This window comes from Ectopseudomonas toyotomiensis (genome assembly GCF_017167985.1).
In the GTDB taxonomy this organism is placed as follows: domain Bacteria; phylum Pseudomonadota; class Gammaproteobacteria; order Pseudomonadales; family Pseudomonadaceae; genus Aquipseudomonas; species Aquipseudomonas toyotomiensis.
In genome coordinates, this window is record NZ_CP070505.1 from 2,965,817 (window position 1) to 2,992,076 (window position 26,260).

Annotated in this window: 20 protein-coding genes; 14 read left to right on the top strand and 6 right to left on the bottom strand. The window is 62.7% G+C overall.

The window, feature by feature from the left end; all coding sequences use genetic code 11:
- Nucleotides 1–44: 44 nt before the first annotated feature.
- On the top strand, nt 45–893 hold the full coding sequence (locus tag JWV26_RS13670) for a 23S rRNA (adenine(2030)-N(6))-methyltransferase RlmJ (protein ID WP_072423337.1): 849 nt from the start codon (nt 45–47) through the stop codon (nt 891–893).
- 78 nt (nt 894–971) lie between these two features.
- Here the strand turns inward: JWV26_RS13670 and JWV26_RS13675 are convergent, their stop codons facing one another.
- The 4 genes from JWV26_RS13675 to JWV26_RS13690 all read right to left on the bottom strand — a co-directional run bounded on the left by JWV26_RS13675 (nt 972) and on the right by JWV26_RS13690 (nt 5,919).
- Nucleotides 972–2,225 (bottom strand): cyclic di-GMP phosphodiesterase, encoded by a 1,254-nt coding sequence (locus JWV26_RS13675; protein ID WP_072423336.1) that lies wholly within the window; start codon nt 2,223–2,225, stop codon nt 972–974.
- Nucleotides 2,226–2,295: 70 nt separating this feature from the next.
- Nucleotides 2,296–2,493 (bottom strand): putative motility protein, encoded by a 198-nt coding sequence (locus tag JWV26_RS13680; RefSeq protein WP_017678604.1) that lies wholly within the window; start codon nt 2,491–2,493, stop codon nt 2,296–2,298.
- Nucleotides 2,494–2,509: 16 nt separating this feature from the next.
- The gene (gene msrA, locus JWV26_RS13685) at nt 2,510–3,163 is read right to left on the bottom strand and encodes a peptide-methionine (S)-S-oxide reductase MsrA (RefSeq protein WP_072423335.1); all 654 of its coding nucleotides are present in this window, start codon (nt 3,161–3,163) and stop codon (nt 2,510–2,512) included.
- A gap of 50 nt (nt 3,164–3,213) precedes the next feature.
- Entirely contained in the window at nt 3,214–5,919 is a 2,706-nt protein-coding gene (locus JWV26_RS13690) for a putative bifunctional diguanylate cyclase/phosphodiesterase (protein WP_072423758.1), read from the bottom strand.
- Nucleotides 5,920–6,085: 166 nt separating this feature from the next.
- Here JWV26_RS13690 and JWV26_RS13695 point away from each other — a divergent pair, with 166 nt between their 5' ends.
- Nucleotides 6,086–6,592: a hypothetical protein gene (locus JWV26_RS13695; protein WP_083563721.1), complete on the top strand. Its 507-nt coding sequence runs from the start codon at nt 6,086–6,088 to the stop codon at nt 6,590–6,592.
- An 89-nt stretch (nt 6,593–6,681) separates the two neighbouring features.
- On the opposite strand, the gene aceF is transcribed toward JWV26_RS13695, so the two are convergent.
- A complete protein-coding gene (gene aceF / locus JWV26_RS13700; RefSeq protein ID WP_072423334.1) occupies nt 6,682–8,655 on the bottom strand; it encodes a dihydrolipoyllysine-residue acetyltransferase in 1,974 nt (657 codons plus the stop codon).
- Between the two features lie 11 nt (nt 8,656–8,666).
- Entirely contained in the window at nt 8,667–11,312 is a 2,646-nt protein-coding gene (gene aceE / locus JWV26_RS13705; protein WP_072423333.1) for a pyruvate dehydrogenase (acetyl-transferring), homodimeric type, read from the bottom strand.
- A 271-nt stretch (nt 11,313–11,583) separates the two neighbouring features.
- Here aceE and glnE point away from each other — a divergent pair, with 271 nt between their 5' ends.
- From glnE to JWV26_RS13765, 12 genes are read left to right on the top strand one after another with little or no spacing between them, the layout of a single operon-like run.
- Nucleotides 11,584–14,541, top strand: a complete 2,958-nt coding sequence (glnE, locus tag JWV26_RS13710; protein ID WP_206417075.1) for a bifunctional [glutamate--ammonia ligase]-adenylyl-L-tyrosine phosphorylase/[glutamate--ammonia-ligase] adenylyltransferase — start codon at nt 11,584–11,586, stop codon at nt 14,539–14,541.
- 49 nt (nt 14,542–14,590) lie between these two features.
- Complete coding sequence (locus tag JWV26_RS13715; RefSeq protein WP_072423331.1) at nt 14,591–15,514, top strand: branched-chain amino acid transaminase; 924 nt, start codon at nt 14,591–14,593, stop codon at nt 15,512–15,514.
- Nucleotides 15,515–15,574: 60 nt separating this feature from the next.
- Nucleotides 15,575–16,618: a lipopolysaccharide heptosyltransferase II gene (gene waaF / locus JWV26_RS13720; RefSeq protein ID WP_074913766.1), complete on the top strand. Its 1,044-nt coding sequence runs from the start codon at nt 15,575–15,577 to the stop codon at nt 16,616–16,618.
- 1 nt (nt 16,619) lies between these two features.
- On the top strand, nt 16,620–17,624 hold the full coding sequence (gene rfaC, locus JWV26_RS13725; protein WP_206417076.1) for a lipopolysaccharide heptosyltransferase RfaC: 1,005 nt from the start codon (nt 16,620–16,622) through the stop codon (nt 17,622–17,624).
- A 9-nt stretch (nt 17,625–17,633) separates the two neighbouring features.
- A complete protein-coding gene (locus tag JWV26_RS13730; RefSeq protein ID WP_072423328.1) occupies nt 17,634–18,758 on the top strand; it encodes a glycosyltransferase family 4 protein in 1,125 nt (374 codons plus the stop codon).
- On the top strand, nt 18,755–19,561 hold the full coding sequence (rfaP, locus tag JWV26_RS13735; RefSeq protein WP_206417077.1) for a lipopolysaccharide core heptose(I) kinase RfaP: 807 nt from the start codon (nt 18,755–18,757) through the stop codon (nt 19,559–19,561). Before JWV26_RS13730 ends, rfaP begins: the two co-directional genes overlap by 4 nt.
- Entirely contained in the window at nt 19,561–20,295 is a 735-nt protein-coding gene (locus JWV26_RS13740; protein WP_206417078.1) for a lipopolysaccharide kinase InaA family protein, read from the top strand. Before rfaP ends, JWV26_RS13740 begins: the two co-directional genes overlap by 1 nt.
- Entirely contained in the window at nt 20,292–21,035 is a 744-nt protein-coding gene (locus tag JWV26_RS13745) for a lipopolysaccharide kinase InaA family protein (protein WP_206417079.1), read from the top strand. The genes JWV26_RS13740 and JWV26_RS13745 overlap by 4 nt, the downstream gene beginning before the upstream one ends.
- Entirely contained in the window at nt 21,035–22,480 is a 1,446-nt protein-coding gene (locus JWV26_RS13750; RefSeq protein WP_206417080.1) for a lipopolysaccharide kinase InaA family protein, read from the top strand. The genes JWV26_RS13745 and JWV26_RS13750 overlap by 1 nt, the downstream gene beginning before the upstream one ends.
- Nucleotides 22,481–22,492: 12 nt before the next feature.
- Complete coding sequence (locus JWV26_RS13755; RefSeq protein WP_206417081.1) at nt 22,493–24,247, top strand: carbamoyltransferase family protein; 1,755 nt, start codon at nt 22,493–22,495, stop codon at nt 24,245–24,247.
- A complete protein-coding gene (locus JWV26_RS13760) occupies nt 24,234–25,352 on the top strand; it encodes a glycosyltransferase (RefSeq protein WP_206417082.1) in 1,119 nt (372 codons plus the stop codon). Before JWV26_RS13755 ends, JWV26_RS13760 begins: the two co-directional genes overlap by 14 nt.
- Nucleotides 25,353–25,378: 26 nt before the next feature.
- On the top strand, nt 25,379–26,260 hold the full coding sequence (locus JWV26_RS13765) for a DUF6625 family protein (RefSeq protein WP_206419216.1): 882 nt from the start codon (nt 25,379–25,381) through the stop codon (nt 26,258–26,260).

The following is a 26,260-nucleotide window of genomic DNA, read 5'->3' on the forward strand; positions in this document are numbered from 1 at the left end:
AGCCCTTCCAACGGGTAAACTTGGCGACCGCTTTGGAGACCTCCATGAACTACCGCCACGCCTTCCATGCCGGCAATCACGCCGACGTACTCAAGCATCTGGTGCTGACTCGCCTGATCAGCCTGTTGTCGAAAAAGGAGGCACCTTTCGCCTACCTCGACAGTCATGCCGGACTCGGTTTGTACGACCTGCATGGCGATGCGGCCAGCCGTACCGGCGAGTACCTGGAGGGCATCGCACGCCTGTGGCAGGCTGAGCACCTGCCGGATGCCGTGGAGGCCTATCTGGAGGTGGTGCGGGCGATGAATCCCGATGGCGAGCTGCGCTATTACCCCGGCTCGCCCGAACTGGCGCGGCTGCTCAGCCGTGAGCAGGATCACTTGCAACTCAACGAAAAACATCCCGAGGACGGCCGCCTGCTCAAGGACAACATGCGTGGCGACCGCCGCGTCGCTGTGCACCTGGGCGAGGGCTGGCACGTGCCGCGGGCGCTGATGCCGACCCGCGAGAAGCGCGTGCTGCTGCTGATCGATCCGCCATTTGAAAAGACCGACGAGCTGCAGCGCTGTGTCGAGGCCTTGAACGAAGCGCACGGCCGCATGCGTCAGGCCATCGTCGCGATCTGGTACCCGATCAAGGATGAGCGACAGCTGGCGCGCTTCTATCGTGACCTGAGCAAGAGCGCTGCGCCCAAGCTGCTGCGCGCAGAGCTTTACGTGCACGCGCCGGACGATGCCACGCGCCTGAGCGGCTCGGGTCTGGTGATCAGCAATCCGCCATGGGGCCTGGAAGATGAGCTCAAGCAGCTGCTGCCCTGGCTGGCCGATGTGCTTGGCCAGAGCCAGGGCGGCTGGCGCCTGGATTGGCTGATCGAGGAAAAGTCGGCCGGTTGAGCGAGCGGGGCGGTGCGCATGGCGCACCCTACGGCCACGCAGCTGTCACCTGGAGACAAAGTCGTCGCTGGCGGCTGCTCAAGCCGGCCTGTGGTTGGGCTCGATGTGGTAGCTGAGGTTGCGCCGCGGGCTGAGGTACTCCAGCACCTCCAGCGGTAGCTGCGAGGGGCGCAGGCTGCGGGCGATGGCGAGCTTCGGCTCCTGGGCAAGATCGACGATCAGGGCTTCCTGCTTGGGAATGTCGGCGTCGTAGAGAATCAGTGTCGGTTTCAACGCCTGAGTTGGGTTCATGCCCAGCACCAGCGCATAGCGCTCATCTTCCAGCTGCACCAGGCTGCCCGGCGGGTAGATGCCCATCACGCGAACGAAGGCCTTCAGCGCTACCTCGTCGAAATGCTCGCGCTGCTGCTTGAACATCAGCGCCAGGGCTTCGTGTGGGCTTAGCGCCTGGCGCGGGTCGAGCGGGTTGCACAGCCCGTCGAAATGGTTGGTGATGGCCACCAGACGACTCAGACGGCCGATCGCTGCTTCGCGCAGGCCACGCGGATAGCCGCTGCCGTCACAGTGCTCGTGATGTTCATGAATGATGCGCAGCACCTCGTCATCGAGCATCAGCTTCTGCCCCATGCGTAGGCCGAAATCGGTGTGCATCTGCAGCAGTTGCTGCTCCGGGCGGCTCAAGGGGGCGGGCTTGAGTAGCACCTTGCTCGGCACTTCCAGCTTGCCGATATCGTGCAACAGGGCGCCTAGGCCGAGGCTATGACAGGCCTCGCTGTCGAGTCCGAGCTGGCGTCCGAGCAGCAGGGACAACACGGTGACGTTGAGGGCGTGGAAGTAACTGTCCTCGGCCGCCTTGCCGGTGATGCCATGCAGCACCACGCCAGGCGCTCCAAGCAGCGTCTCGACCATCTCGCCGACAATGACGCCGGCTTGACGCATGGCGTCTTCCGGGCGGCTGCGCAGGGTCTGGTTGAGCGCCTTGATGCGTTGGCTGGCCTCGATGAAGCGGCGATCCACCTCGGCCAGGCGACTGCGCAGGTGACGCAGTTTTTCCACGCGTTCCTGGCGTGTCTGACTCTGCGGGTCGATTGGCGGTTCTTCGACAGGAGGGGCGGTGATGCTGTCGACGAGAGACGGAGGCGGGCAGTCGCTGCGCGCCGGGTCATAGCGCAACTGCTTCAGGTTGAGCGCGCGCAAGGCGCGAATCTGCGCTTCGTCCTTTATCTTGAAATTGCTGAAGGCGAAATCATGCTCCCACCAGCTCAGGTCCAGATGAACGTAGAGGCCGACGCAAAGCTGATCGGGGGTGATGGTGGGGAGAGTGGCGGGCATGCCGGGCTCGTCGATCGATGGCTAATTGCCCGCAGTTTAGTCCGGCTGATGGCCTGAAGGCATTAGTTGTTCAGGCCATCACGTCGATGCTGTTGCCCAGGTTGGGCGGATTGCTGGGGGCGCTGACCGGTGCAGCTGACTGCACCAGCCCTGTGATATTGGCGGCCTGCAGCTCCAGCGTCTTGCGCAGCAGCAGAAGCGACATCTGCGCGGAGATCTGCGCCGATGCCTGACTCGATACCTGGCTGGAAATGCTGCTCAGCTCCACGACCCGTTACCCGTGCTCAAGATTCAGGGGGTAGACATACGCCTGTTCCGCCGAGGCCGCAATAGCCGCCCGGATTCTTCGCCAGGTATTGCTGGTGATAGGTCTCGGCGTAGTAGAAGGTCGGCGCCTCGGCGATTTCAGTCGTGATGCTGCCCACTCCGGCCTTGTCCAGCTCGGCCTGGAAGCGTGCTTGGCTGGCCTTGGCGGCGCGAAGTTGAGCGTCGTCCTGGCAGTAGATCGCCGAGCGGTACTGAGTGCCCTGGTCGTTGCCCTGGCGCATGCCCTGGGTTGGGTTATGCACTTCCCAGAACACCTTGAGCAGCGCTTCGAAGCTGGTCTGCTGCGGATCGAACACCACCAGTACCACTTCGGTGTGTCCGGTCAGGCCCGAGCAGACTTCCTCATAGGTGGGGTTGGGCGTGAGGCCACCGGCATAGCCGACCGCCGTGCTGAACACGCCAGACTGTTGCCAGAAGCGTCGTTCGGCGCCCCAGAAGCAGCCGAGACCGAACACCGCCTGTTGCAGGCCGGCGGGGAAGGGCGCTTTGATCGGATTGCCGTTGACGTAATGAGTGTCTGCCACTGGCATCGCCTCTGTGCGGCCGGGCAAGGCCTGCTCGGCAGTCGGCAGGACATCCTTGTTAACGAGAATCTGGGAACGCAGAACCATGTCGGTCTCCTGGAAGTGGGTAGGTAGTGGACTACGCGCAGTGAGGCGTATTACGTCCGTTGGTCGGCCTGTGGCCGGCAGGGGTAGCGGCGCAGGCTGTCGATCAGTTCGCGGCCGGGAATCGGCTTGTCGAACAGGTAGCCCTGACCTACGTCGCATTGCTGGCGGCGCAGGAAACCGAGTTGGGCACCAGTCTCGATGCCTTCTGCGACCACCTTGAGCTTGAGGTTGTGGGCCATGGCAATCACCGCTGAGGTGATCTCCATGTCGTCCTGATTGTCGGGAATGTCCTTGATGAAACTGCGATCGATCTTGATCACGTCGATGGGGAATTTCTTCAGGTAGCTGAGCGAGGAATAACCGGTGCCGAAGTCGTCCATGGCCAGGGTCAGGCCCAGGCTCTTGAGGCGGCCGAGCTGGTGGCGGGTGTCCTCGGTGGCTTCCAGCAGCAGGCTCTCTGTCAGCTCCAGTTCCAGCAGGCGCGGATCGAGCTGTTCTTCGTGCAGGATGGCGGCGATGGAGCCGACCAGATCGGGGTCGGAGAACTGCTTGGGTGACAGGTTGATCGCCACCTGCAGTTCGCCCATGCCGATGGCGGCGATCTGCTTGCTCATGCGGCAGGCCTGACGTACTACCCACTTGCCGATGGGAATGATCAGGCCGGTTTCCTCGGCGACGCTGATGAACTGGTCAGGGCGGATCATGCCCTTCTCCGGATGGTGCCAGCGCAGCAGCGCTTCCAGGCCCAGCAACTGGCCGTTTTTTAGGCACAGCTTGGGTTGGTAGAACACCTCCAGTTCACTCTGGGTCAAGGCTCGGCGCAGGTTGTTCTCGACGAACAGCTTGTAGTTGGCCTCGGCATTGAGCTCTTCGGTGAACAGCTGCACCTGATGCTTGCCGTTGGCCTTGGCCTTGTGCAGGGCCAGGCCGGCGTGCTTCATCAACGTCTGCGGGTCGTCGCCGTGTTCCGGGGCCAGGGCCAGGCCAAGCGAGCCGGTGATGCTGATCAACTGGTTATCGACGAACAGCGGCTTGTCCAGGGTCTGCAGCACTTGATGAGCGACGCGCAGGCCAGTGTCCTGATCGCCACCGTCGAGCAGGATGGCGAATTCGTTGCTGGCAAAGCGTGCCAGTGTGCCCTTGGCGCCGAGGCTGTTGCGCAGGCGCCGGGCCAGGGCCGAGAGCAGCTTGTCGCCGGTCTGGTGGCCGAGACTGTCGTTGATCCGCTTGAAGTTGTCGATGTCCACCAACAGCAGGACCAGCGGCTGCTGCGTATTCTGAGCAAAGCGTTGTTCGAGGCTGCGGATGAACGAGGGGCGATTGCCCAGATTGGTCAGGTTGTCGGTATAGGCCAGGCGTTCGATGCGCTGCTGCGCCAGCTTGGCTTCGGTGACGTCTTCGTAGATGCCGATGTAGTGGGTCAGCTCGCCATCGTCGCCATACACCTTGGATATCGACAGATGGCCCCAGTAGGGGTCCAGGTTCTTGCGTCGGCTGCGGAACTCGCCCTGCCAACTGCTGTGCTCGGCCAGGCTCGAGCCGGCATCGAACAGCAGGTCGCTGAGGTTGTTCAGAGCCGGCAGCTCGGACAGGCGGTGGCCACAGACCTCGTCGCTGCTGTACAGGGTGATGGCCGTGAAGCTGGGGTTGACGTACTCCACCCGGCCGTCGCGGTCGACCAGCAGAAAGGCGCTGGCGCTCTGTTCGACGGCGCGCTGGAACAGATGCAGGGCGCTGGTGGCGCTGCGTTTCTGCTGGTTGATCAGCACCTGGGCGAACTGATCAGCCAACTCGCCGGCGAAGGCGATCTCGTCGGCCTGCCAGGTGCGCAGGCCGCCGATATGCTCCAGGCAGAGCACGCCGACTACTTCACCTTCGATGCGTATGCTGGCGTCGAGCATCGAGCAGATATCCAGCGGCTGCAGGTAGCTGGCGGCCAGTTCGCAGGTGCGCGGATCGCGCTGGGCGTCGTGCGCGTCGATGGCGCGGCCGCTGTGCAGCGCTTGCAGATACTGCGGAAAATTACGTGCGTTTATCGACGGTAGTTGTTCGTGGCGATCCAGGTCGCGGCGGTACAGTGACACGGAATCCAGGTGATGACTGCTCAGCTTCCAGATGCCGGCGCGAGCGACACCGTAGACCTCGCAGGCGGCCTGGGTGATCAGTTCGGCCGCTTCCTGCTGAGGGTCGCTGGAGGTGTAGCGCTGGCGCGCCAGACGCACGATCAGCTGCTGCTGGGTACGTGAACGGGCGAGGTGTTGCAGGTGGTCATTCTGAGTGCGCTGATATTGCTGCAGAGAGCTGCGCAGTTGCTGATTTTGCGTGTACAGCTCCTGTTCGGCAGGGGCGAACTGATCGAGGCTCTCGTCCGCTACCAGCAGATAGCCGCGCAGCAGCTGGCGGTTGCGCTGTTTGAAGGGTTCGCCCATCTCCAGCAGGGTCAGAGCACCTTGCGGGGTATGCAGGGTGTAGCGCACCAGGTAATGCGGGCCTTGCAGCAGTTGCTGCTGGATGGCGTCGTGCAGGCGATAGCGCGCTTCGGGTTCCATCAGGCTGGCGTAGGGGGCATCCACCAGTGCACAGAGATCGCTGGCGCTGATACCTAGCTGGCGTTCACAGGCCGGGTCTAGAAACAGCAGCGCCCAGCTTGGCTCGTTCAAGCGCTCGAAACGCAGCATGCCGAGCCGCGAGGGCACTGGCAACTGCGTCACAACCTCGGCTGCCGAGCGTGCGCTGGCATCGGGATGGCTTTTCATTGGGCGGCGGGCTTCCAGTATGCTGACCAGGCGAGGCATCCGTTCTCAGTACAGGGCCGCTGCTGCCAGAGGGCGCAGCGGCACGGACGGAGGCTAGGGCTCAGGCCTACTTCACTATAGCGTTCGGCAAGGGTGCATCATGCAAGCGAGACTGACAAGAAAACTCATGGCCATGGTGCTTGGCGGAGCACTTTTTACGGCCATGCCCGCGGTTGCCGGCGCCGATGATACGGCGACGCTGCAGGGCGCCGAGCAGGCTGCTTATCTGGACGGGCTCAAGCGTCTTTATCTGACCGACAACGAGCGCAATGCGTTGCTCGCGCACAGCAATGCATTGCTGGAAACCTACGCCCTGCGCGCGGGTTACCAGGTTGGCCAGGCGCAGCGGCAGGACCTCCTGTATCGATTCAATGTCGGCAATGCCGGCGAGCTTATCTTGCGTGAGGAGAGTCGTGGCGCGCAGGGCACCGCCATCTCGGTGCGCAATCAGCGTGTTGCGGTGTTCGGTATCGATCCGTTCATCCGCTACGAGTGTCCGACCGGCGGTATCCACTGTGTGCTGTTCAATCCGGCTGATGGCAGCCCGTTGCTGAGCATCGTGCGTGATCACCAGGGGGCGAGCGAATTGGCCAAGGCGCTGAGCTTTCTGATTCGCAATGTGCAGAAGGGCTGAGAGGCCTCACACCGCTCTGAAAGAATGCAAAAAAAACCCCGCCTGAATGGGCGGGGTTGAGGATGCGAGCGTGGCGTGCTCGAAACGATTTACAGCAGGATGGTGCGGATATCGGCCAGCAGCTGCGACAGACGCTGAGTGAAGCGTGCTGCGGCAGCGCCGTTGATCACGCGGTGGTCGTAGGACAGCGACAGCGGCAGCATCAGCTTGGGCTGGAAGGCCTTGCCATCCCACACCGGCTGCATAGTCGCCTTGCTGACCCCCAGAATCGCCACTTCCGGCGCGTTGACGATCGGCGTGAAGCCGGTGCCGCCAATGTGGCCGAGGCTGGAAATGGTGAAGCAGGCGCCCTGCATGTCATCAGCCGAAAGCTTCTTGGTGCGCGCTTTTTCTGCCAGTGCGGCGGCCTCAGCCGCAAGCTGCAGCAGGCTCTTCTGATCGACGTTCTTGATCACCGGCACCAGCAGGCCGTCCGGCGTATCGACAGCGAAGCCGATGTGGACGTACTTCTTGCGGATGATCGCCTTGCCACTCGGGGCCAGCGAACTGTTGAAGTCCGGCAGTTCCTTGAGCAGGTGGGCGCAGGCCTTGAGCAGCAGCGGCAGCACGGTCAGCTTGACGCCGGCCTTTTCCGCCACGGCTTTCTGAGCGACGCGGAAGGCTTCCAGGTCGGTGATATCGGCCGAATCGAACTGGGTCACATGCGGCACGTTGAGCCAGCTGCGGTGCAGATTGGCGGCGCCGACCTGCATCAGGCGGGTCATCGCCACTTCTTCGATTTCGCCGAACTTGCTGAAGTCCACGGTCGGGATCGGCGGGATGCCGGCGCCACCGGTGGCAGCAGCAGTCGCCTGCGGTGCGGCCTTGGCCTTGTGCATCATCGCCTTGACGTACACCTGCACGTCTTCCTTGAGGATGCGACCTTTCGGGCCGGTACCGGCGATATCCGCCAGTTCCACGCCGAAGTCACGAGCCAGCTGACGCACGGCGGGGCCGGCATGCACTTTGGCGCCATCGCGCTTGGGCGCGTTGGCGACTTCGGCGGCAGCAGCCGACAGCGAGGCGATGGCGCGTACTTCTGCGGCCACTTCCGGTGCGGCGCCTTCCGGTACGCGGTGCACTTCCTGGCTGGCTTGCGCCGGCGCTGCGGCCGGTGCAGCGCCCGCGACCTTGAGCTTGAGAATCAGGTCACCAGTGCCGACTTCGGCATCCAGCTTGACCAGCACTTCTTCCACCACGCCGGCAGCCGGCGAGGGGATTTCCATGGAGGCCTTGTCGGACTCCAGGGTGATCAGCGACTGGTCAGCTTCGATTGTGTCGCCGGCCTTGACCATGACCTCGATGACCTTGACCTTGCCGTCGGTACCAATGTCCGGCACGTGCACGTCCTGCACCGAAGCAGCAGCCGGGGCGGCGGCAGCAGGAGCAGGTGCGGCGGCAGGCGCAGCAGCGGCTGCTGCGGCTTGAGCGGGTGCAGCACTCGCAGTGGCAGCGCCAGCAGTACGCAGCTTGAGGATCAGGTCGCCAGTGCCAACTTCGGCATCCAGCTTGACCAGCACTTCTTCCACCACGCCGGCAGCCGGCGAGGGGATTTCCATGGAGGCCTTGTCGGACTCCAGGGTGATCAGCGACTGGTCAGCTTCGATTGTGTCGCCGGCCTTGACCATGACTTCGATGACCTTGACCTTGCCGTCGGTGCCGATATCCGGCACGTGCACGTCCTGCACGCTGCTGCTGGTCGCGGCGGCTGCAGGAGCCGCCACCGGAGCGGCTGCTTGCGGTGCTTCGGCAGGTGCGGCTGCGGCTTTCGGCGCAGGCGCCGCTTGCGCAGCACCTTCGACTTCCAGCACCAGCAGCTCGTCGCCTTCCTTCAGGCGGTCACCGATCTTGACCTTGATTTCCTTGATCACGCCGGCCTTGGGCGAGGGCACTTCCATGGAGGCCTTGTCGGACTCCAGGGTCAGTACGCTCTGGTCGGCTTCGATACGGTCGCCGACCTTGACCAGCAGTTCAATGACCTCGCCTTCACCGCCGAGGTCGGGTACGCGAATCAATTCACTCATCGCTACGCTCCTTAGCAGTCCAGGGGATTGGCTTTGTCGGCGTCGATACCGAACTTGGTGATGGCATCAGCCAGCACCTTGGCTTCGATCTCGCCACGGTCGACCAGGGCTTCCAGGGCGGCGAGCACGACCCAGTTGCGATCCACTTCGAAGAAGTGACGCAGCTGCTTGCGGCTGTCGCTGCGGCCGAAGCCGTCGGTGCCCAGGACCTTGTATTCCTTGCTCGGCACCCACTGACGAACCTGCTCGGCGAACAGCTTCATGTAGTCGGTAGAGGCGATGACCGGACCCTTGCGACCGCTCAGGCACTGCTCGATGTAGGTCTGCTTGGGCTTCTGGCCCGGGTGCAGGCGGTTGCTGCGCTCGACGGCCAGGCCGTCGCGACGCAGTTCGTTGAAGCTGGTGACGCTCCACACGTCTGCGCCGATGTTGAACTCGTCACGCAGGATCTTCGCTGCTTCGACGACTTCACGCAGGATGGTGCCGGAGCCCAGCAGTTGCACGTGGTGCGCGGCTTCCTTCTTGTCTTCCTCGAGCAGGTACATGCCCTTGATGATGCCGTCTTCCACGCCTTGCGGCATGGCCGGCTGCTGGTACGACTCGTTCATCACGGTGATGTAGTAGAAGATGTCCTGCTGCTCTTCGGTCATCTGGCGAATGCCTTCGCGGATGATCACGGCGAGTTCGTAGCCGTAGGTCGGGTCGTAGGTGCGGCAGTTGGGGATGGTCGCTGCCAGCATGTGGCTGTGACCGTCTTCGTGCTGCAGGCCTTCGCCGTTGAGGGTGGTACGGCCGGCGGTACCGCCGATCAGGAAACCACGGGTGCGGCTGTCGCCAGCGGCCCAGGCCAGGTCGCCGATGCGCTGGAAGCCGAACATCGAGTAGAAGATGTAGAACGGCAGCATCGGCTGGTTGTGGTTGGAGTACGAGGTACCGGCGGCGATGAAGGAGCTCATGGCGCCCGCTTCGTTGATGCCTTCCTCGAGGATCTGACCCTTCTTGTCCTCTTTGTAGAACATCACCTGGTCTTTATCGACCGGCTCGTACAGCTGGCCGACCGAGGAGTAGATGCCGAGCTGACGGAACATGCCTTCCATACCGAAGGTACGGGCTTCGTCCGGAATGATCGGGACGATGCGCTGGCCCAGTTCCTTGTCCTTGACCAGCTGCGCGAGGATGCGCACGAAAGCCATGGTGGTGGAGATTTCGCGGTCGCCCGAGCCGTCGAGGATGGCCTTGAGGGTATCCAGCGGCGGGGTGGGGATGCTGAAGCTCTGCTGGCGACGCTGCGGTACGAAGCCGCCTAGCGCGTTGCGGCGCTCGTGCAGGTACTTGTACTCGGGGCTGCCCGGCTCCGGGCGCACGAACGGCAGGTTTTCCAGGTCTTCGTCCTTGACCGGGATGTCGAAGCGGTCGCGGAACTGACGCAGGCTGTCGACATCGACCTTCTTGGTGTTGTGCGCGGTGTTCTTCGCTTCACCGGCGCCGGTACCGTAGCCCTTGATGGTCTTGGCCAGGATCACGGTCGGCTGGCCGCTGTGGTTCACGGCCTGGTGGTAGGCCGCATAGACCTTGTACGGGTCGTGGCCGCCACGGTTGAGCTTCCAGATCTCGTCGTCGGAGAGGTCCTTGACCATCTCCTTGAGCTCAGGGGTATTGAAGAAGTTTTCGCGCACGTAGGCGCCGTCTTTGGCCTTGTAGTTCTGGTATTCACCGTCGACCACTTCGTCCATGCGGCGCTGCAGGGCACCGTCCTTGTCCTTGGCGAACAGCGGATCCCAGAAGCGACCCCAGACCACCTTGTTGACGTTCCACTGGGCACCGCGGAACACGCCTTCGAGTTCCTGGATGATCTTGCCGTTACCGCGCACCGGGCCGTCGAGGCGCTGCAGGTTGCAGTTGATGACGAAGATCAGGTTGTCCAGCTTCTCGCGGCCGGCCAGGGAGATGGCGCCGAGGGATTCCGGCTCGTCGCACTCGCCGTCGCCCATGAAGCACCAGACCTTCTGCTTGCCGGCCGGGATGAAGCCGCGCGCTTCCAGGTACTTCATGAAGCGGGCCTGGTAGATCGCCTGGATCGGGCCGAGGCCCATGGACACGGTGGGGAACTGCCAGAAGTCCGGCATCAGCCAGGGGTGCGGGTAGGACGACAGACCTTTGCCATCCACTTCGCGGCGGAAGTTCTTCATCTGGTCTTCGCTGATGCGGCCTTCCATGAAGGCGCGGGCGTAGACGCCAGGGCTGGCGTGGCCCTGATAGAACACCAGGTCGCCGCCGTGTTCGTCGGTCGGGGCCTGGAAGAAGTAGTTGAAGCCGATGTCATACAGCGTCGCGGAGGAGGCGAAGCTGGAAATGTGGCCGCCCAGATCCGGGTCGTCCAGGTTGGTGCGCATCACCATGGCCAGGGCGTTCCAGCGCACCAGCGAGCGGATGCGGCGTTCCATGAACAGGTCGCCGGGCATGCGAGCTTCATGGGTTACCGGGATGCTGTTGCGGTAAGGCGTGGTGATCGCGTAGGGCAGTTGCGCACCGCTACGGGTGGCCAGCTCGCCCAGACGGGTCATCAGGTAATGGGCACGGTCTTCACCCTCACGGTCGAGGACGGATTCAAGGGCGTCCAGCCATTCCTGGGTTTCGATCGGATCGAGGTCTTGCATGGCTTGCTCCAGGGCGGAAAGGCTTCCAGAATCGGAGGCCAGTTGGGTCTCACCGGCTTTTTGGGCGGGCGAGTTGAAATTCTTGGATTTACCGGGGGTAGGACCGGCCGCTTGTAGTTTTACTACATTTCGACGACGGATTCAGCCCTCTGGATACAATTCTTTCGTAGTAAAACTACAATCCGCGGCACCGCCGGCCGCGCGTGCCCCGTTGGAGCGGGGCTGCGGGCGATTGCACCGCGCGTCCGGCAGTCCGCCAAAAGGATAGACCATGAGCCTGCCGTTGCTGGTCGAGTTGCCCCCTTCTCTTGTCCCCCTGGCCGAACGCGCCGAACAATCATTGCAAACCGCTTTGGCCGAACATCAAGCTCTGGCTGAACGTGTCGCCGCCTGGCCGCAAGAACGCCGCAATACCTGGCGGCAGGTGTCGGCGCTGAGCGATTTCGTCGCCGAGCAGGCTCAGCGTGATCCACAGATGTTCGTCGCGCTGGCCGAGTCCGGTGAGCTGGAGCGCAGCCTGGCATCGGGCGAGCTGCGCCAGCAACTGGAGGCGCAGTTGGCCGAGTGTGCCGATGAGGATGCCTTGGGGCGCTGCCTGCGGCGTTTCCGCAACCGGCAGCAGTTGCGCATCATCTGGCGCGATTTCAGCCGGCAGGCGGCGCTGGCGGAGACCTGTCGCGACCTTTCGGATCTGGCCGACGCCTGTATCGATCTGGCCTATCACTGGCTCTATCCACGCCATTGCGCGCAGTTCGGTACACCGGTGGGGCGGCGCAGCGGCCAGGCGCAGCACATGGTCATTCTCGGCATGGGCAAGCTCGGCGCGCACGAGCTCAACCTGTCTTCGGACATCGATCTGATCTTCGGTTATCCCGAGGGCGGCGAGACCGAAGGGGTCAAGCGTCCGCTGGACAATCAGGAGTTCTTCATCCGCCTCGGGCAGAAGCTGATCAAGGCGCTGGATGCGATCACCGTCGACGGTTTCGTGTTCCGCACCGACATGCGTTTGCGGCCTTATGGCTCCAGCGGTGCGCTGGTCTTCAGCTTCAATGCGCTGGAGCAGTACTACCAGGATCAAGGCCGCGACTGGGAACGCTACGCGATGATCAAGGCGCGCGTGGTGGGTGGCGATCAGGCCGCGGGTGCCGAGTTGCTGGAAATGCTGCGGCCCTTCGTCTACCGGCGCTACCTGGATTTCTCCGCCATCGAGGCGCTGCGCGCGATGAAGCTGCTGATTCAGCAGGAAGTGCGGCGCAAGGGCATGAGCGAGAACATCAAGCTCGGCGCCGGCGGCATTCGCGAGATCGAGTTCATCGCCCAAGCCTTCCAGCTGATTCACGGCGGGCGCGACCTCAGCCTGCAGCAGCGGCCGCTGCTCAAGGTACTGACCACGCTGGAGGGGCAGGGCTATCTACCGCCTGCCGTGGTTGCGGAGATGAAGGAAGGCTACGAGTTCCTGCGTTATGCCGAGCACGCCTTGCAGGGCATCGGTGACCGGCAGACGCAGATGCTGCCGACCGACCCGCAGGATCAGGCGCGGGTGGCGGCGATCATGGGTTTCGCTGACTGGACGAGTTTTCATGAGCGCCTGATGCACTGGCGTGGTCGCATCGAATGGCATTTCCAGCAGGTGATCGCCGATCCTGACGAAGATGAGTCGGATGCTGGCGAGGCCTGCGTTGGCGCCGAGTGGTTGCCTTTGTGGCAAGGGGCTCTGGACGACGAGGCTGCCGCGCTTCAGCTGCAGGAGGCAGGCTTCATCGAGCCAAGTGCAGCCTGTCGGCGTCTGGGGGATCTGCGCAACGGTCCGCAGGTGCGCGCCATGCAGCGCCTCGGTCGTGAGCGTCTGGATGCTTTCATTCCAAGACTGCTGGCACAGACTGTGGAGCACGACAAGCCGGATCTGGTGCTGGAGCGGGTGCTGCCGCTGGTGGAGAAGGTCGCACGGCGTTCGGCCTACCTGGTGCTTTTGAGCGAAAACCCAGGTGCGCTGGAGCGCCTGATCAGTCTTTGCGCAGGTAGCCCGTGGATTGCCGAGCAGATCGCCCGCTATCCGCTGTTGCTCGACGAGCTGCTCAACGAAGGGCGGCTGTATTCGCCGCCGCTGGCGCCGGAGCTGGCGGCCGAGCTGCGCGAGCGGTTGATCCGTATTCCCGAGGAGGATCTGGAGCAGCAGATGGAGGCGCTGCGCCACTTCAAGCTGGCCCACAGTCTGCGCGTGGCGGCGTCGGAAATCGCCGGTACGCTGCCCTTGATGAAAGTGTCGGACTACCTGACCTGGCTGGCCGAGGCGATTCTCGATCAGGTGCTGGCGCTGGCTTGGCAGCATACGGTGCAACGTCATGGTCGCCCGCAGCGTGCCGATGGCACGCTGTGCGACCCGGACTTCATCATCGTCGGTTATGGCAAAGTCGGTGGCCTGGAATTCGGCCATGGCTCGGACCTGGATCTGGTGTTCATTCATGACGGCGACCCGCAGGCCGAGACCGACGGCGCCAAGCCCATTGATGGCGCGCAGTTCTTCACCCGTCTGGGCCAGCGCATCATTCACCTGCTGACCACCCAGACCACCTCCGGCGCGCTCTACGAGGTGGACATGCGCCTGCGACCATCGGGCGCAGCCGGGCTTCTGGTCAGCTCGCTCGGCGCCTTCCAGGGCTATCAGGAAAACGAGGCCTGGACTTGGGAGCACCAGGCGCTGGTGCGCGCACGGGTGCTGGTGGGATGTTCGCGCCTGGCCGGCGAATTCGCTCGCGTGCGCGCCGAGGTGCTAGGCCGTCAGCGCGATATCCAGGCACTGCGCGTCGAGGTCAGCGAGATGCGCGCGAAGATGCGCGACAACCTTGGCAACAAAAATACCGCAGCCGGAACGGCGCCGAATGCCTTCGAGGCCACGTCCTCCTTCGATCTGAAGCAGGACGCCGGTGGTATCGTCGATATCGAATTTATGGTGCAATACGCGGCTCTGGCCTGGTCGTGGCAACACCCGCAGCTACTCGAGTTCACCGATAACATCCGCATTCTGGAAGGTCTGGAGCGGGTCGGTCTGATGAGCGCCGAGGATGCCGCATTGCTGCGCGAGGTCTACAAGATCTATCGCTCGGCTGCCCATCGCCAGGCACTGCAGAAGCAGCCTGGGGTGGTGCCGGGGGATCAGTTCCAGGATGAGCGCCGCGCCGTGATGCGCCTGTGGCGTGAGCTGGGGCTTGAGTTGAACAACGGGGCCTGAGGCCCCACCTACTGATCGAACCGTGAAGCGAATTTGAGGAGCAGGCAAGATGTCGATGTCCGACCGTGATGGCGTGATCTGGTACGACGGCAAACTGGTGCCGTGGCGCGAAGCCAACACCCATGTGCTGACCCATACCCTGCACTACGGCATGGGCGTGTTCGAGGGCGTGCGCGCCTACAACACCCCGGACGGTACCGCGATCTTCCGCCTGCAGGCGCACACCGACCGCCTGTTCGATTCGGCGCACATCTTCAATATGCAGATCCCTTTCAGCAAGGAAGAGATCAACGAAGCGCAGCGCGCCGCCGTGCGTGAAAATGGTCTGGAAAGCGCCTACCTGCGCCCGATGGTGTTCTTCGGCAGCGAAGGCATGGGCCTGCGCGCCGCTGGCCTGAAGGTGCATGTGATCGTTGCTGCCTGGCACTGGGGCGCCTACATGGGTGAAGAAGCGCTGGAAGCCGGCATCAAGGTGCGTACCAGCTCCTACACCCGTCACCACGTCAACATCTCCATGACCCGTGCCAAGGCCAACGGCAACTACATCAACTCGATGCTGGCCCTGCAGGAAGCCATCTCCGGCGGAGCCGACGAGGCCATGCTGCTGGATCCGGAAGGCTACGTGGCCGAGGGTTCGGGCGAGAACATCTTCCTGGTCAAGGACGGCGTGGTGTATACCCCGGAGGTGACCTCCTGCCTCAACGGCATCACCCGCAGCACCATCCTGACCCTGGCCGAAGAGCACGGCATCAAGGTGGTCGAGAAGCGCATTACCCGCGATGAGGTGTACATCGCCGACGAGGCCTTCTTCACCGGCACCGCCGCTGAAGTCACACCGATTCGCGAAGTGGATGGTCGCAAGATTGGCGCCGGCCGCCGTGGTCCGGTCACCGAGAAACTGCAGAAAGCCTACTTCGACCTGGTCACCGGCAAGACCAGTGGCCACGCCGAATGGCGTACGCTGGTTAAATAAGCGATTGCTCGAAGGCTCGACGGGGAGGCGAAAGCCTCCCCGGTCGTTTCTGGAAAGAATATGAAGATACTGATCGTTGGGCCAAGCTGGGTAGGCGACATGGTGATGGCGCAGACGCTGTTCCAGTGCCTGAAGCAGCGCCACCCCGAGTGCGAGATCGACGTGCTGGCGCCCGAGTGGAGCCGGCCGATTCTCGAGCGCATGCCTGAAGTGCGCGCCGCATTAAGCCTGCCGCTCGGTCACGGCGTGCTCGATCTGGCCACGCGCCGGCGCATCGGCAAGTCGCTGGCCGGCCAGTACGACCAGGCCATCCTGCTGCCCAACTCGCTCAAGTCCGCCTTGGTGCCCTGGTTCGCCGGCATCCCCAAGCGCACCGGCTGGAAGGGCGAGATGCGCTATGGCCTGCTCAACGATATCCGCACGCTTGACAAAGAACGCTACCCGCTGATGATCGAGCGTTTCATGGCGCTGGCCTATGAGCCCGGTGCTATGTTGCCGCAGCCTTATCCGCAGCCGCGTCTGGTGATCGATGAGGCCAGTCGTGATGCCGCGCTGGTCAAGTTCGACCTGCAGCTGGATCGCCCGGTGCTGGCGCTGTGTCCAGGCGCAGAGTTCGGCGAGGCCAAGCGCTGGCCGGCCGAGCACTATGCCAAGGTGGCCGAGATCAAGATTCGCGAGGGCTGGCAGGTGTGGCTGTTTGGCTCGAAGAACGACCATGCCGGCGGCGAAGATATTCGCATGCGCCTGATTCCGGGGCTGCGTGAGGAAGTCAGCAACCTGTCCGGGCAGACCAGCCTGGCCGAGGCCATCGACCTGATGTCGGCGGCCACTGCCGTGGTGTCCAACGACTCCGGGCTGATGCACGTGGCAGCGGCGCTGAACCGTCCGCTGGTGGCTGTCTACGGCTCCACCTCGCCAGGTTTCACCCCGCCGTTGGCCGATCGCGTCGAGATCGTTCGCCTGGGGTTGGAGTGCAGCCCCTGCTTCGATCGGACCTGTCGTTTTGGTCACTACAACTGCCTGCGCGAACTCAAGCCGCGCCCGGTGATCGAGGCGCTGGATCGGCTGGTAGGTGAAACCTTGAGCCTGGTCGAGGGCGACTGATTTGCGGGTTCTGATTATCAAGACCTCATCGCTGGGCGACGTGGTGCATACCCTGCCGGCTCTGACCGATGCGGCGCGTGCCATTCCCGGCATCCGCTTCGATTGGGTGGTGGAAGAGGGCTTCGCCGAGATTCCCGCCTGGCATCCTGCCGTTTCCCAGGTGATACCGGTGGCCATCCGACGCTGGCGCAAGCATCCGCTGCGCACCTGGCGTAGCGGTGAGTGGGCGCGCTTCAAGCAGCGTCTGCGTGAAACCCGCTACGACCTGGCGATCGATGCCCAGGGCCTGCTCAAGAGTGCCTGGCTGACGCGTTACGTCTCGGCGCCGGTGGCCGGTCTGGATCGCGATTCGGCGCGTGAGCCACTGGCCAGTCGCTTCTATGACCGCCGCTATGCGATAGCCAAGGATCAGCACGCGCTGGAGCGCGTGCGCCAGTTGTTCGCCAAGGCTTTGGGTTATTCGCTGCCGTCCGGCAGTGGTGACTACGGCCTGAATCGTGCGGCGATGATGGACGCTACCGCGCAGCCCTATCTGGTATTCCTGCATGGCACCACCTGGGCCAGCAAGCACTGGCCCGAAGCCGATTGGCGTGCCCTGGCCGAACGCATGGACGAGCTGGGTTGGGCCGTGCGCCTGCCTTGGGGGAACGAGACCGAGAAGGCGCGTGCCGAGCGCATCGCTGCCGGTCTGACGCATGCCGCCGTGCTGCCGAAGCTGAACCTGGCCGGCGTGGCCAAGGTGATCGCCGGTGCCAGCGCCTGCGTCTCCGTCGACACCGGGCTCGGCCATCTGGCCGCTGCGCTGGATGTACCCAATATTTCTTTGTATGGCCCGACGTTGCCCGGCAAGGTGGGTGCCTACGGTCGCAGCCAGATTCACCTGTGTGCCAGTGGCCCGGGCGCCGGCAGCGGTGACCGTGACCAGCCCTGCTTCGATGGTCTCGGCGCCGAGCGCGTCGGCCTGGAACTGGAGGCGCTGCTGCTGGCGCCTCCCGGCACCCTTTAAGGAGCGGCTATGCAACTGGCCTTCGTCCTCTACAAATATTTCCCCTTCGGCGGGCTGCAGCGCGACTTTATGCGTATCGCCCTCGAATGCCAGGCACGTGGTCATGCCATCCGTGTTTACACGCCGATCTGGGAGGGCGAAAACCCCGGCGGCTTCGATGTGCGCGTGGCGCCGGTGCGTGCGCTGTTCAATCATCGCCGCAACGAGAAATTCAGTGCCTGGCTGCAGGCTGATTTGAAACGCGACCCGGTCGACCGGGTGATCGGTTTCAACAAGATGCCGGGCCTGGATGTTTATTACGCTGCTGACGGCTGTTTCGAGGACAAGGCGCAGACCCTGCGCAACCCGATCTACCGCCGCTGGGGCCGCTACAAGCACTTCGCCGATTACGAACGCGCGGTATTCGCGCCGGAGTCGAAAACCGAGATTCTGATGATCTCCGAGGTGCAGCAGCCGCTATTCATCAAACACTACAAGACCCCGCTGCAGCGCTTCCACCTGCTGCCGCCCGGCATTGCCTTTGACCGCCGCGCGCCGGCCAATGCCGCCGAGATTCGCGCCGAATTCCGTCGCGAGTTCAAGCTGGCCGACGACGACCTGTTGCTGGTGCAGATTGGTTCTGGCTTCAAGACCAAGGGTCTGGATCGCAGTCTCAAGGCGCTGGCCGCGTTGCCGCGCGAGCTGCGCAAGCGCACGCGGCTGATCGCCATCGGCCAGGACGATCCAAAGCCCTTCCTGCTGCAGATCAAGGCGCTGGGTCTGTCCGATCAGGTGCAGATACTCAAGGGGCGTAGCGACATTCCGCGCTTCCTGCTCGGTGCCGATCTGCTGATCCATCCGGCTTATAACGAGAACACCGGCACCGTGCTGCTGGAGGCTCTGGTATCCGGCTTGCCGGTGCTGGTCACCGATGTCTGCGGCTACGCCCACTACATCACCGATGCCGATTGCGGCCGCGTGCTGCCCAGCCCCTTCGAGCAGAACCATCTCAATCGCACGTTGGCCGATATGCTGGCTGACCCTGAGCGCCGCGCTTTCTGGAGCCGCAACGGCCTGCTCTATGCCGATAGCGCCGACCTGTATTCGATGCCGAAGAAGGCCGCCGACGTGATCCTCGCGGAGAGACGCGCGTGAAGCTGATTCTTGCCGAACCCTTCAAGAGCCTGTGGGCGGGCCGCGATGCCTTCGAGGCCGTCGAGGCGCTGCAGGGCCAGGTCTATCGTGAGTTGGAAGGGCGTCGCACCCTGCGCACCGAAGTCGATGGGCGCGGTTATTTCGTCAAGGTTCACCGTGGCATCGGCTGGGGAGAAATCGCCAAGAACCTGCTGACGGCCAAGGTCCCTGTGCTCGGTGCTGCGCAGGAGTGGCAGGCGATCGCTCGCCTGACCGAGGTCGGTGTGCCGACCATGACCGCCGTGGCCTATGGGGAGCGTGGCAGCAATCCGGCGCGTCAGCACTCGTTCATCGTCACCGAAGAGCTGGCGCCGACCGTAGATCTGGAGCAGCTCAGCCTCAACTGGGCGCAGCAACCGCCGAAGGCCTCGCTCAAGTGGGCGCTGATCCGCGAGGTGGCGCAGATGACCGGCACCATGCACCGTGCCGGGGTCAATCACCGCGATTGCTATATCTGCCATTTCCTGCTGCACACCGATCGGCCGATTCAGGCCGATGACCTGCGCCTGTCGGTCATCGACCTGCACCGTGCCCAGGTGCGTAGCGCCACGCCACGGCGCTGGCGTGACAAGGATCTGGCTGCGCTGTACTTTTCGGCGCTGGATATTGGCCTGACTCGCCGCGACAAGCTGCGTTTTTTACGCGCCTACTTCCAGTGTCCGTTGCGTCAGGTGCTGCGCGAGGAAGCGACTTTGCTCGCCTGGTTGGAGTACAAGGCGGCGAAACTGTATGAGCGTAAGCAGCGTTATGGAGATGCGCTCTGATGGCTAGCTGGAGTCTCGCCGCTGAGTATCAGGTGTTGGCCGAAGATTTCGGGTCGTTGGAAGCTGTTTTCGCGATAAAGGGCGAGAGGCTGACCAAGGATCCGCTGTCGGAGGTGATCCGTATCGAGCGGGAAGGCGTGCACTACTACGTGAAGCGCTACTGGGGGGCAGGCAAGGGGCTGCGCCGCTATCTGGGGCGTCCGCGGGTCAAGGCCGAGTGGCAGAACCTGAAATTGTTCGCCAAGTGGGGCATCCCTACCGCACAGATCGTCGCCCATGGCCTGGAACGTCGGGCGGGTGCGTTCGTACGGGGCGCGCTGGTGACGCGTGAGCTGGAAAATACGCGAGATATGGCGGAGATGGCCAACCAGGACGATCCTCGCTTGCGGGATCCTTGCTGGGTGGCGAACGTCAGTCGGCAACTGGCAAGCCACACCCGTACGCTGCATGACCGCCGCTTCACTCACAACGATCTGAAGTGGCGCAACCTGTTGGTCAATGACAAAGCCGAGTTGTTCTTCATCGACTGTCCTACCGGCAGTTTCTGGTGGGGGCCACTGCTGCGCTATCGCATCGTCAAGGATCTGGCCTGTCTCGACAAAGTGGCCAAGCGTGTGTTGTCGAGGACTCAGCGTCTGCGTTTCTATTTGCAGTATTGCGGGCATCACCGTTTGAATAATGGTGACAGGCTGCGGGTGTTGGAAATCCTGAAATTCTTCGAGGGGCGGGAATGAGCGATTTTATCGCGGTACAGGACCGTGCCCTGCTCGAGCGTCATGGGCTGGCCAGTTTCGAGGCGCTCTGGGCATTGAGGCTGGAGGCGGTGGACGAGCCCAATACCGAGCGTGGCGGCTGGAGCAGCGTGTATCGACTTGAGCTTGGTGAGCGTGCCTTCTATCTCAAGCGGCAGAGCAACCATCTGACTCGCAGCCTGCTGCATCCCTTTGGCGAGCCTACCTTCGCCCGCGAGTTTCGCAATATCCGCCGTTATACCGAGCTGAACATACCGGCCCTGCAGGCTGCTTTCTTTGCTGAGCGCCGAGTACCGGGCGAGCGTCGTGCCGTCCTGCTGACGCGTGCATTGGACGGCTGGCATGATCTGGATAGTTGGCTGCCGCGCTGGCACGAGCTCGATGTGCTCTGTCGCGGTGGCATCCTGCGCGCCTGTGGCGAACTGGCGCGACGTCTGCACCAGGCCGGGCAGATGCACGGTTGTTTCTACCCCAAGCATATCTTCTTGCGTGAGCAGGGCGCTGGCGTCGAGGCGCAGTTGATCGATCTGGAGAAGACCCGGCCGCTACTGCTGGGGCGGCGTGATCGCATCAAGGATCTGGAGCCGCTGCTGCGCCGCGCCAGAGTTTGGAGCGAGGCCGAAGTGCGCGAATTACTGACAGCCTACCTGGGCGCCGTGACGGATGTTGACGCGTGGTGGCGCCTGCTCGGCGCTCGTCAGCGTCACAAGGAGGCGCGCTGATGCGCTTGAGCGAACTGGCCGAGTCTGGGCGCAGCCCCAAGCTGCCGCTGACGCTGCAGATCGACGGTGAGCCGCTGCTACTGGAGCGCTTGCTGCGTGTATTGCCTGGGCAGCGTTATGTTGCGGCGGCCCGATGGCAGGGGCGTCCGGTACTGGCCAAGTTGCTGGTGGGGGGCAAGGCGCAGCGGCACTTTCTACGTGAGCTGGAGGGGGCCGAGCTGATGGCTCGGCAAGGGCTGGTCACGCCTGAACTACTGGCGCGGGGTTTTACCGACGGGCAGGGTGGCTGGCTGCTGTTCGACTATCTGGAGGGTGCGCAGAGTCTCTGGGATGCCTGGCGCCAGGCCACTCGCGAGCCATTGCTGACGGATGCCCAGCAGGCAGTACTAGGCGAGGCTCTAGCAGTTATCGGACATATGCACTCGCGGGGTCTTTGGCAGGCTGATCTGCACCTGGACAATCTGTTGCGGCATGATGGTGAGTTGTTTCTTATCGATGGGGGAGGCGTGCAGGTCGAACAGGCGGGACAGCCGCTGTCGCGCGCACGGGTGTTGCAAAACCTTGGCGTGTTCTTTGCCCAGTTACCAGCGGAGTTAGATCCCTTTATCGAAGAGTTGCTGGTCCACTACCTGCTGGCCAATGGTGAGCATGCACTGCCGCTGGAAGCGCTGCTGGTCGAGGTGAGTAAAGTGAGGCGCTGGCGGCTGCGCGATTATCTGAGCAAGGTCGCGCGCGATTGCAGCCTGTTTTCCGCGAGTATTGGGGCCTTTGGCCTGCGTGTGGTGCGCCGCGATTGCGCAGCAATCCTGGAGCCCATACTGGAGGCTCCGGATGTTGCGCTGGCGAGCGGGCAGGCTTTGAAACTTGGAGGCAGTGCCACGGTTGCGCGTGTCGAACTCGAGGGCCGTCCGCTGGTGGTCAAACGCTACAACGTGAAGAACTGGCTGCACTGGCTCAAGCGCTTCTGGCGGCCAAGTCGCGCCTGGCACAGCTGGCGTGAGGGTAATCGCCTGCAACTGCTCGGCATCGCCACGCCGACACCGCTGGCCGTGCTCGAGCGGCGCTGGTGCTGGTTACGCGGTCGCGCTTACCTGATTACCGACTATTGCGGTGGGCAGGATATAATCGCCCGTTTCGAGGCATATAAGCAGGCAACGCCCCCGGAAACCGAACTGCTGGCGCTTGATCGCCTTTTCGCTGCCCTGCTGCGCGAACGCATCAGCCACGGTGATTTCAAGGGGCACAATCTGTTTTGGGATGATGCGCTGGACACCTGGTCGCTGATCGACCTGGATGCCATGCGCCAGCATCGCAGTATGCGCAGTTTCGCCCGGGCCTATGCCCGCGACCGCGCCCGTTTTCTGCGCAACTGGCCAGTGGACTCGGCTCTGCACCAGTTGCTCGACCAACGTTTACCGCAGGTGCCCGGCACCTGCCCGAATTAGAGGCTCAAACCTGTGGCACTGACCATTCTCGGCCTGTCCGGCGCTCTCAGTCACGATCCGTCCGCTGCGCTGTACATCGACGGCAAGCTGATCGCGGCGGTGGAAGAAGAGCGCTTCGTGCGCGATAAGCACGCGAAGAACCGCATGCCCTACGAATCGGCCAAGTTCTGCCTGGAGCAAGCCGGGATCAAACCGTCCGACGTCGACGTGGTAGCCATTCCCTTCGCGCCCATCAGCATCTTCGAGAAGGCCCGCTGGCAGTACGCCAAGCGCTATGCCTACGCGCCGGATCGCGCACTCGATGCCATCCTGTTCGGTAACCGCCGCTACAAGCGCTACAAGAAGCGCATCGAGTGGTGCCTGGCGCAGCTCGGCTTCGACCTGAAGAAGGTCAAGATCGAACCGGTCGAGCACCACCTGGCGCACGCCTCCAGCGCCTACCACTGCTCGGGCTTCAAGGAGAAGACCGCGATCCTTGGTATCGACGGCAAGGGCGAGTACGCCACCACCTTCTTCGGCTACGGCGAGAACGGCAAGATCCACAAGATCAAGGAATTCTACGATCCTGACTCGCTCGGCGGTCTCTACGGTGCGATCACCGAGTACCTGGGCTTCGAGATGCTCGATGGCGAGTTCAAGGTCATGGGCATGGCGCCCTATGGCGACGCCGCCAAGTACGATTTCTCGCGCCTTGCCAAGTTCGAGAACGGCGAGCTGATCATCAACACCGAGTACGCCAACGTAATCGGTTTCCGTCGCTACAAGGAAAACGGCAAGGGCTACTACTTCTCGCCCAAGCTGATCGAGTGGCTCGGTCCGAAACGTGAGGGCGATATCGCCGACGACCCGTATATCCATTATGCGGCCAGCATGCAGGCGCTCTTCGAGAAGCTGGCGCTGCAGATGATGGAGTACTACCTCGGCGACATCCTCAAGGAAACTGGCAAGATCGCCTTTGCTGGCGGCTGTGCACTGAACGTCAAGCTGAACCAGAAGATCATCGCCCGCGATGACGTCAAGGAACTGTTCGTGCAGCCGGCCTCCGGCGATGCAGGCACAGCCGTCGGCGCCGCCGCCTATGTCTCGCACCAGCGCGGCGTACCGGTGGAGAAGATGGAGCACGTCTACCTCGGCCCCTCGTATAGCAACGAAGAGGTCATCGCCGCCTGCGCCAAGCACCCGAACAAGCCGGTGTTCAAGCGCATCGATAATACCCCCGAACGCATCGCCAAAATCATGGTCGATGGCAACCCGGTGGCCTGGTTCCAGGGCCGCATGGAGTTCGGTCCGCGCGCCTTGGGTGGCCGCTCGATCATCGGTTGCCCGAGTATTCCTGGTGTGGCCGACCGCATCAACGAGCAGATCAAGTTCCGCGAGCGCTGGAGACCCTTCTGCCCGTCCATGCTCGACACCGTGGCCGAGAAGATGCTCAAGGTCGACCACCCGAGCCCGTTCATGACCTTCACCTTCGAGGTGAACGAGGAGTGGAAGGAGCGCGTTGGCGAAGTGGTGCATGAAGACGGTACCTCGCGCGCCCAGGTGCTGGAGCGCCGATTCAACCCACGCTGGTATGACCTGATGCTGGAGCTGGAGAAACTCACCGGCAATGGCGTGTCGCTGAACACCTCGCTCAACCGTCGCGGCGAGCCGATGATCTGCTCGCCCACCGATGCGCTGAACATGTTCTACGGTTCGGACCTGCAGTACCTGATCATGGAAGACGTGCTCGTGGTCAAGGACGGTAAGGATTGGTATGACGGCGTCTGAACAGGCTCATGGCGAGCCCGAGCGTTGGGTGTTGCAGTTCTGCCATGGCTATGACGGCCCCTTCCTGGATTGCGCGCGGCAATACGCCGTGCTGTTCAAGGGCACGTCCTACAAGGTCTGCACGGTATACCTGACCGGCAAGCCGAGTGCCGAGGTCGAGCGCGGTTCGGCCTCCGACGAGGTGATCTTCCTCGACTACTCCAGCGCTCAGGTGCGCGGCCTCAAGCTGGGGGCGATCCGCGATTTGCGCAAGATCGCCGCCTCGCGAGATTTTGCCCTGTGCATCGCGCACCGCTTCAAACCAATTTACGTTGCGCTGCTCGGCAGCAGCCTGCCGGTTATCGGTGTGCATCACGCCTTCGGTGACTACAAGCGCCGTTCGCGCCAACTGTTCGCCAACTTGTTCCGCAAGCGCCTGGCATTGCTGGGCGTGTCCAATGCCGTGCGCGACGACATGCGCGCCTATCTGCCTGACTGGCCGGCCGAGCGCATCGAGACGCTGTACAACCGTATCGACGTTGAGGCCGTACAGGCCGAGCAGTTCCCCCGCGAGGCCGCTCGCGAGCATCTGGGCCTGCCGCCGGATGCCTGGGTGGTCGGCAATGTCGGCCGTCTGCATCCGGACAAGGATCAGGCCACGCTGATTCGCGGCTTCGCTCAGGCCTTGCCGCAGTTACCTGCGGCTAGCTTGCTGGTGATCATGGGGAGTGGTCGTCTGGAGTCTGATCTCAAGGCTCTGGCGCTAGAGCTGGGTGTAAGCGAGTCGGTGCGCTTTCTCGGCCAGGTGCCAAATGGGCGGCGCTACTTCAAGGCCTTCGATGTGTTCGCGCTGACCTCCGACCACGAGCCTTTCGGCATGGTGTTGCTGGAGGCTATGGCAGCGGAGGTACCCGTCATCTGTAGTGATTGTGGTGGCGGCCGCGAGGTGGTGGACGGGAGTGGCTTGCTGGTTGCTTTTGCTCAACCCTCTGCATTGGCAACAGGCTTGCGTGACTGTGCTGAGGGGCGGATAGACACGCTGTCATCAGCGCGTAGGTTGAGTCTGTACTTTAGTGATCATGCAGCACGTGAGCGCTTCTGGGCGCTCGGTTGGTTGTCCCAATAGTTGCCGCGTTTTATTTGAATTCCGGGATCGTGACTGTGGCTCCTAGTATTTGTTTCATCATTCCGTATTTTGGGCGCTGGCCGTTCTGGATGCCTCTGTTTCTCGAGAGCTGCAGAACCAATCCAGATATAGACTGGTTGTTTTTTAGCGACTGTGGTGAGCCGGAGGGTCTGCCGGCCAACGTTCGCGTTGAGCCCGTGACGTACGCTGACTATTGCTCGTTGGTTTCGGATCGTCTCGGTATATCTTTCGCACCGGTTAATCCCTACAAGCTTTGCGACCTCAAACCCGCTCTTGGCTTTATTCACCAAGAACAATTGCGGGGATACGATTTTTGGGCATTCGGTGACCTCGACTTGATTTACGGGCGTTTGCGCCAGTACTTCACCGATGAGCGGCTTGCACGTTACGACCTCTATTCCACACATGCCCGGCGTGTGTCTGGGCATCTTTGCCTGATACGTAATACGGACGTGATGTGTCAGCTGTTCATGCGCATGCCGCACTGGCAGGAGCGTCTGGGTGATCAGGAGCATCATGCACTCGATGAAGGTGCATTCAGTCGTTTGTTCCTGTGGCGGAAGAATTTTCCAAAGCCGCTTTTCAATTTGCTAGGACGCTTCAACTCCTTGCGTCGGCGTAGCGAGTTCATCGAGGCATTCAGCACCCCTGATGGATGTATCCCTTGGATCGATGGCAGTCTTAATTTTCCTAGGCGTTGGCGCTGGCGTAACGGCAGCCTGACCAACGACCAGGATGGTGATCGACAGTTTCCTTATTTCCACTTCGCCATATGGAAGCGTGGTGCGTGGTCGGATAAATCGGCTCCCGCGCAGGAGTCGATGCAGATGCTGGCAGGTAAGCAGGCTTGGATGATCGACGAAGAGGGATTTTCGCAGTGGGAGTGA

What these genes read in the sequence shown, in the direction of transcription:
- JWV26_RS13670 (WP_072423337.1), top strand. Translation starts at nt 45, where the DNA reads ATGAACTACCGCCACGCCTTCCATGCCGGCAATCACGCCGACGTACTC.
- JWV26_RS13675 (WP_072423336.1), bottom strand. Translation starts at nt 2,225, where the DNA reads ATGCCCGCCACTCTCCCCACCATCACCCCCGATCAGCTTTGCGTCGGC.
- msrA (WP_072423335.1), bottom strand. Translation starts at nt 3,163, where the DNA reads ATGGTTCTGCGTTCCCAGATTCTCGTTAACAAGGATGTCCTGCCGACT.
- JWV26_RS13690 (WP_072423758.1), bottom strand. Translation starts at nt 5,919, where the DNA reads ATGAAAAGCCATCCCGATGCCAGCGCACGCTCGGCAGCCGAGGTTGTG.
- JWV26_RS13695 (WP_083563721.1), top strand. Translation starts at nt 6,086, where the DNA reads ATGGCCATGGTGCTTGGCGGAGCACTTTTTACGGCCATGCCCGCGGTT.
- aceF (WP_072423334.1), bottom strand. Translation starts at nt 8,655, where the DNA reads ATGAGTGAATTGATTCGCGTACCCGACCTCGGCGGTGAAGGCGAGGTC.
- aceE (WP_072423333.1), bottom strand. Translation starts at nt 11,312, where the DNA reads ATGCAAGACCTCGATCCGATCGAAACCCAGGAATGGCTGGACGCCCTT.
- glnE (WP_206417075.1), top strand. Translation starts at nt 11,584, where the DNA reads ATGAGCCTGCCGTTGCTGGTCGAGTTGCCCCCTTCTCTTGTCCCCCTG.
- JWV26_RS13715 (WP_072423331.1), top strand. Translation starts at nt 14,591, where the DNA reads ATGTCGATGTCCGACCGTGATGGCGTGATCTGGTACGACGGCAAACTG.
- waaF (WP_074913766.1), top strand. Translation starts at nt 15,575, where the DNA reads ATGAAGATACTGATCGTTGGGCCAAGCTGGGTAGGCGACATGGTGATG.
- JWV26_RS13730 (WP_072423328.1), top strand. Translation starts at nt 17,634, where the DNA reads ATGCAACTGGCCTTCGTCCTCTACAAATATTTCCCCTTCGGCGGGCTG.
- JWV26_RS13740 (WP_206417078.1), top strand. Translation starts at nt 19,561, where the DNA reads ATGGCTAGCTGGAGTCTCGCCGCTGAGTATCAGGTGTTGGCCGAAGAT.
- JWV26_RS13745 (WP_206417079.1), top strand. Translation starts at nt 20,292, where the DNA reads ATGAGCGATTTTATCGCGGTACAGGACCGTGCCCTGCTCGAGCGTCAT.
- JWV26_RS13750 (WP_206417080.1), top strand. Translation starts at nt 21,035, where the DNA reads ATGCGCTTGAGCGAACTGGCCGAGTCTGGGCGCAGCCCCAAGCTGCCG.
- JWV26_RS13760 (WP_206417082.1), top strand. Translation starts at nt 24,234, where the DNA reads ATGACGGCGTCTGAACAGGCTCATGGCGAGCCCGAGCGTTGGGTGTTG.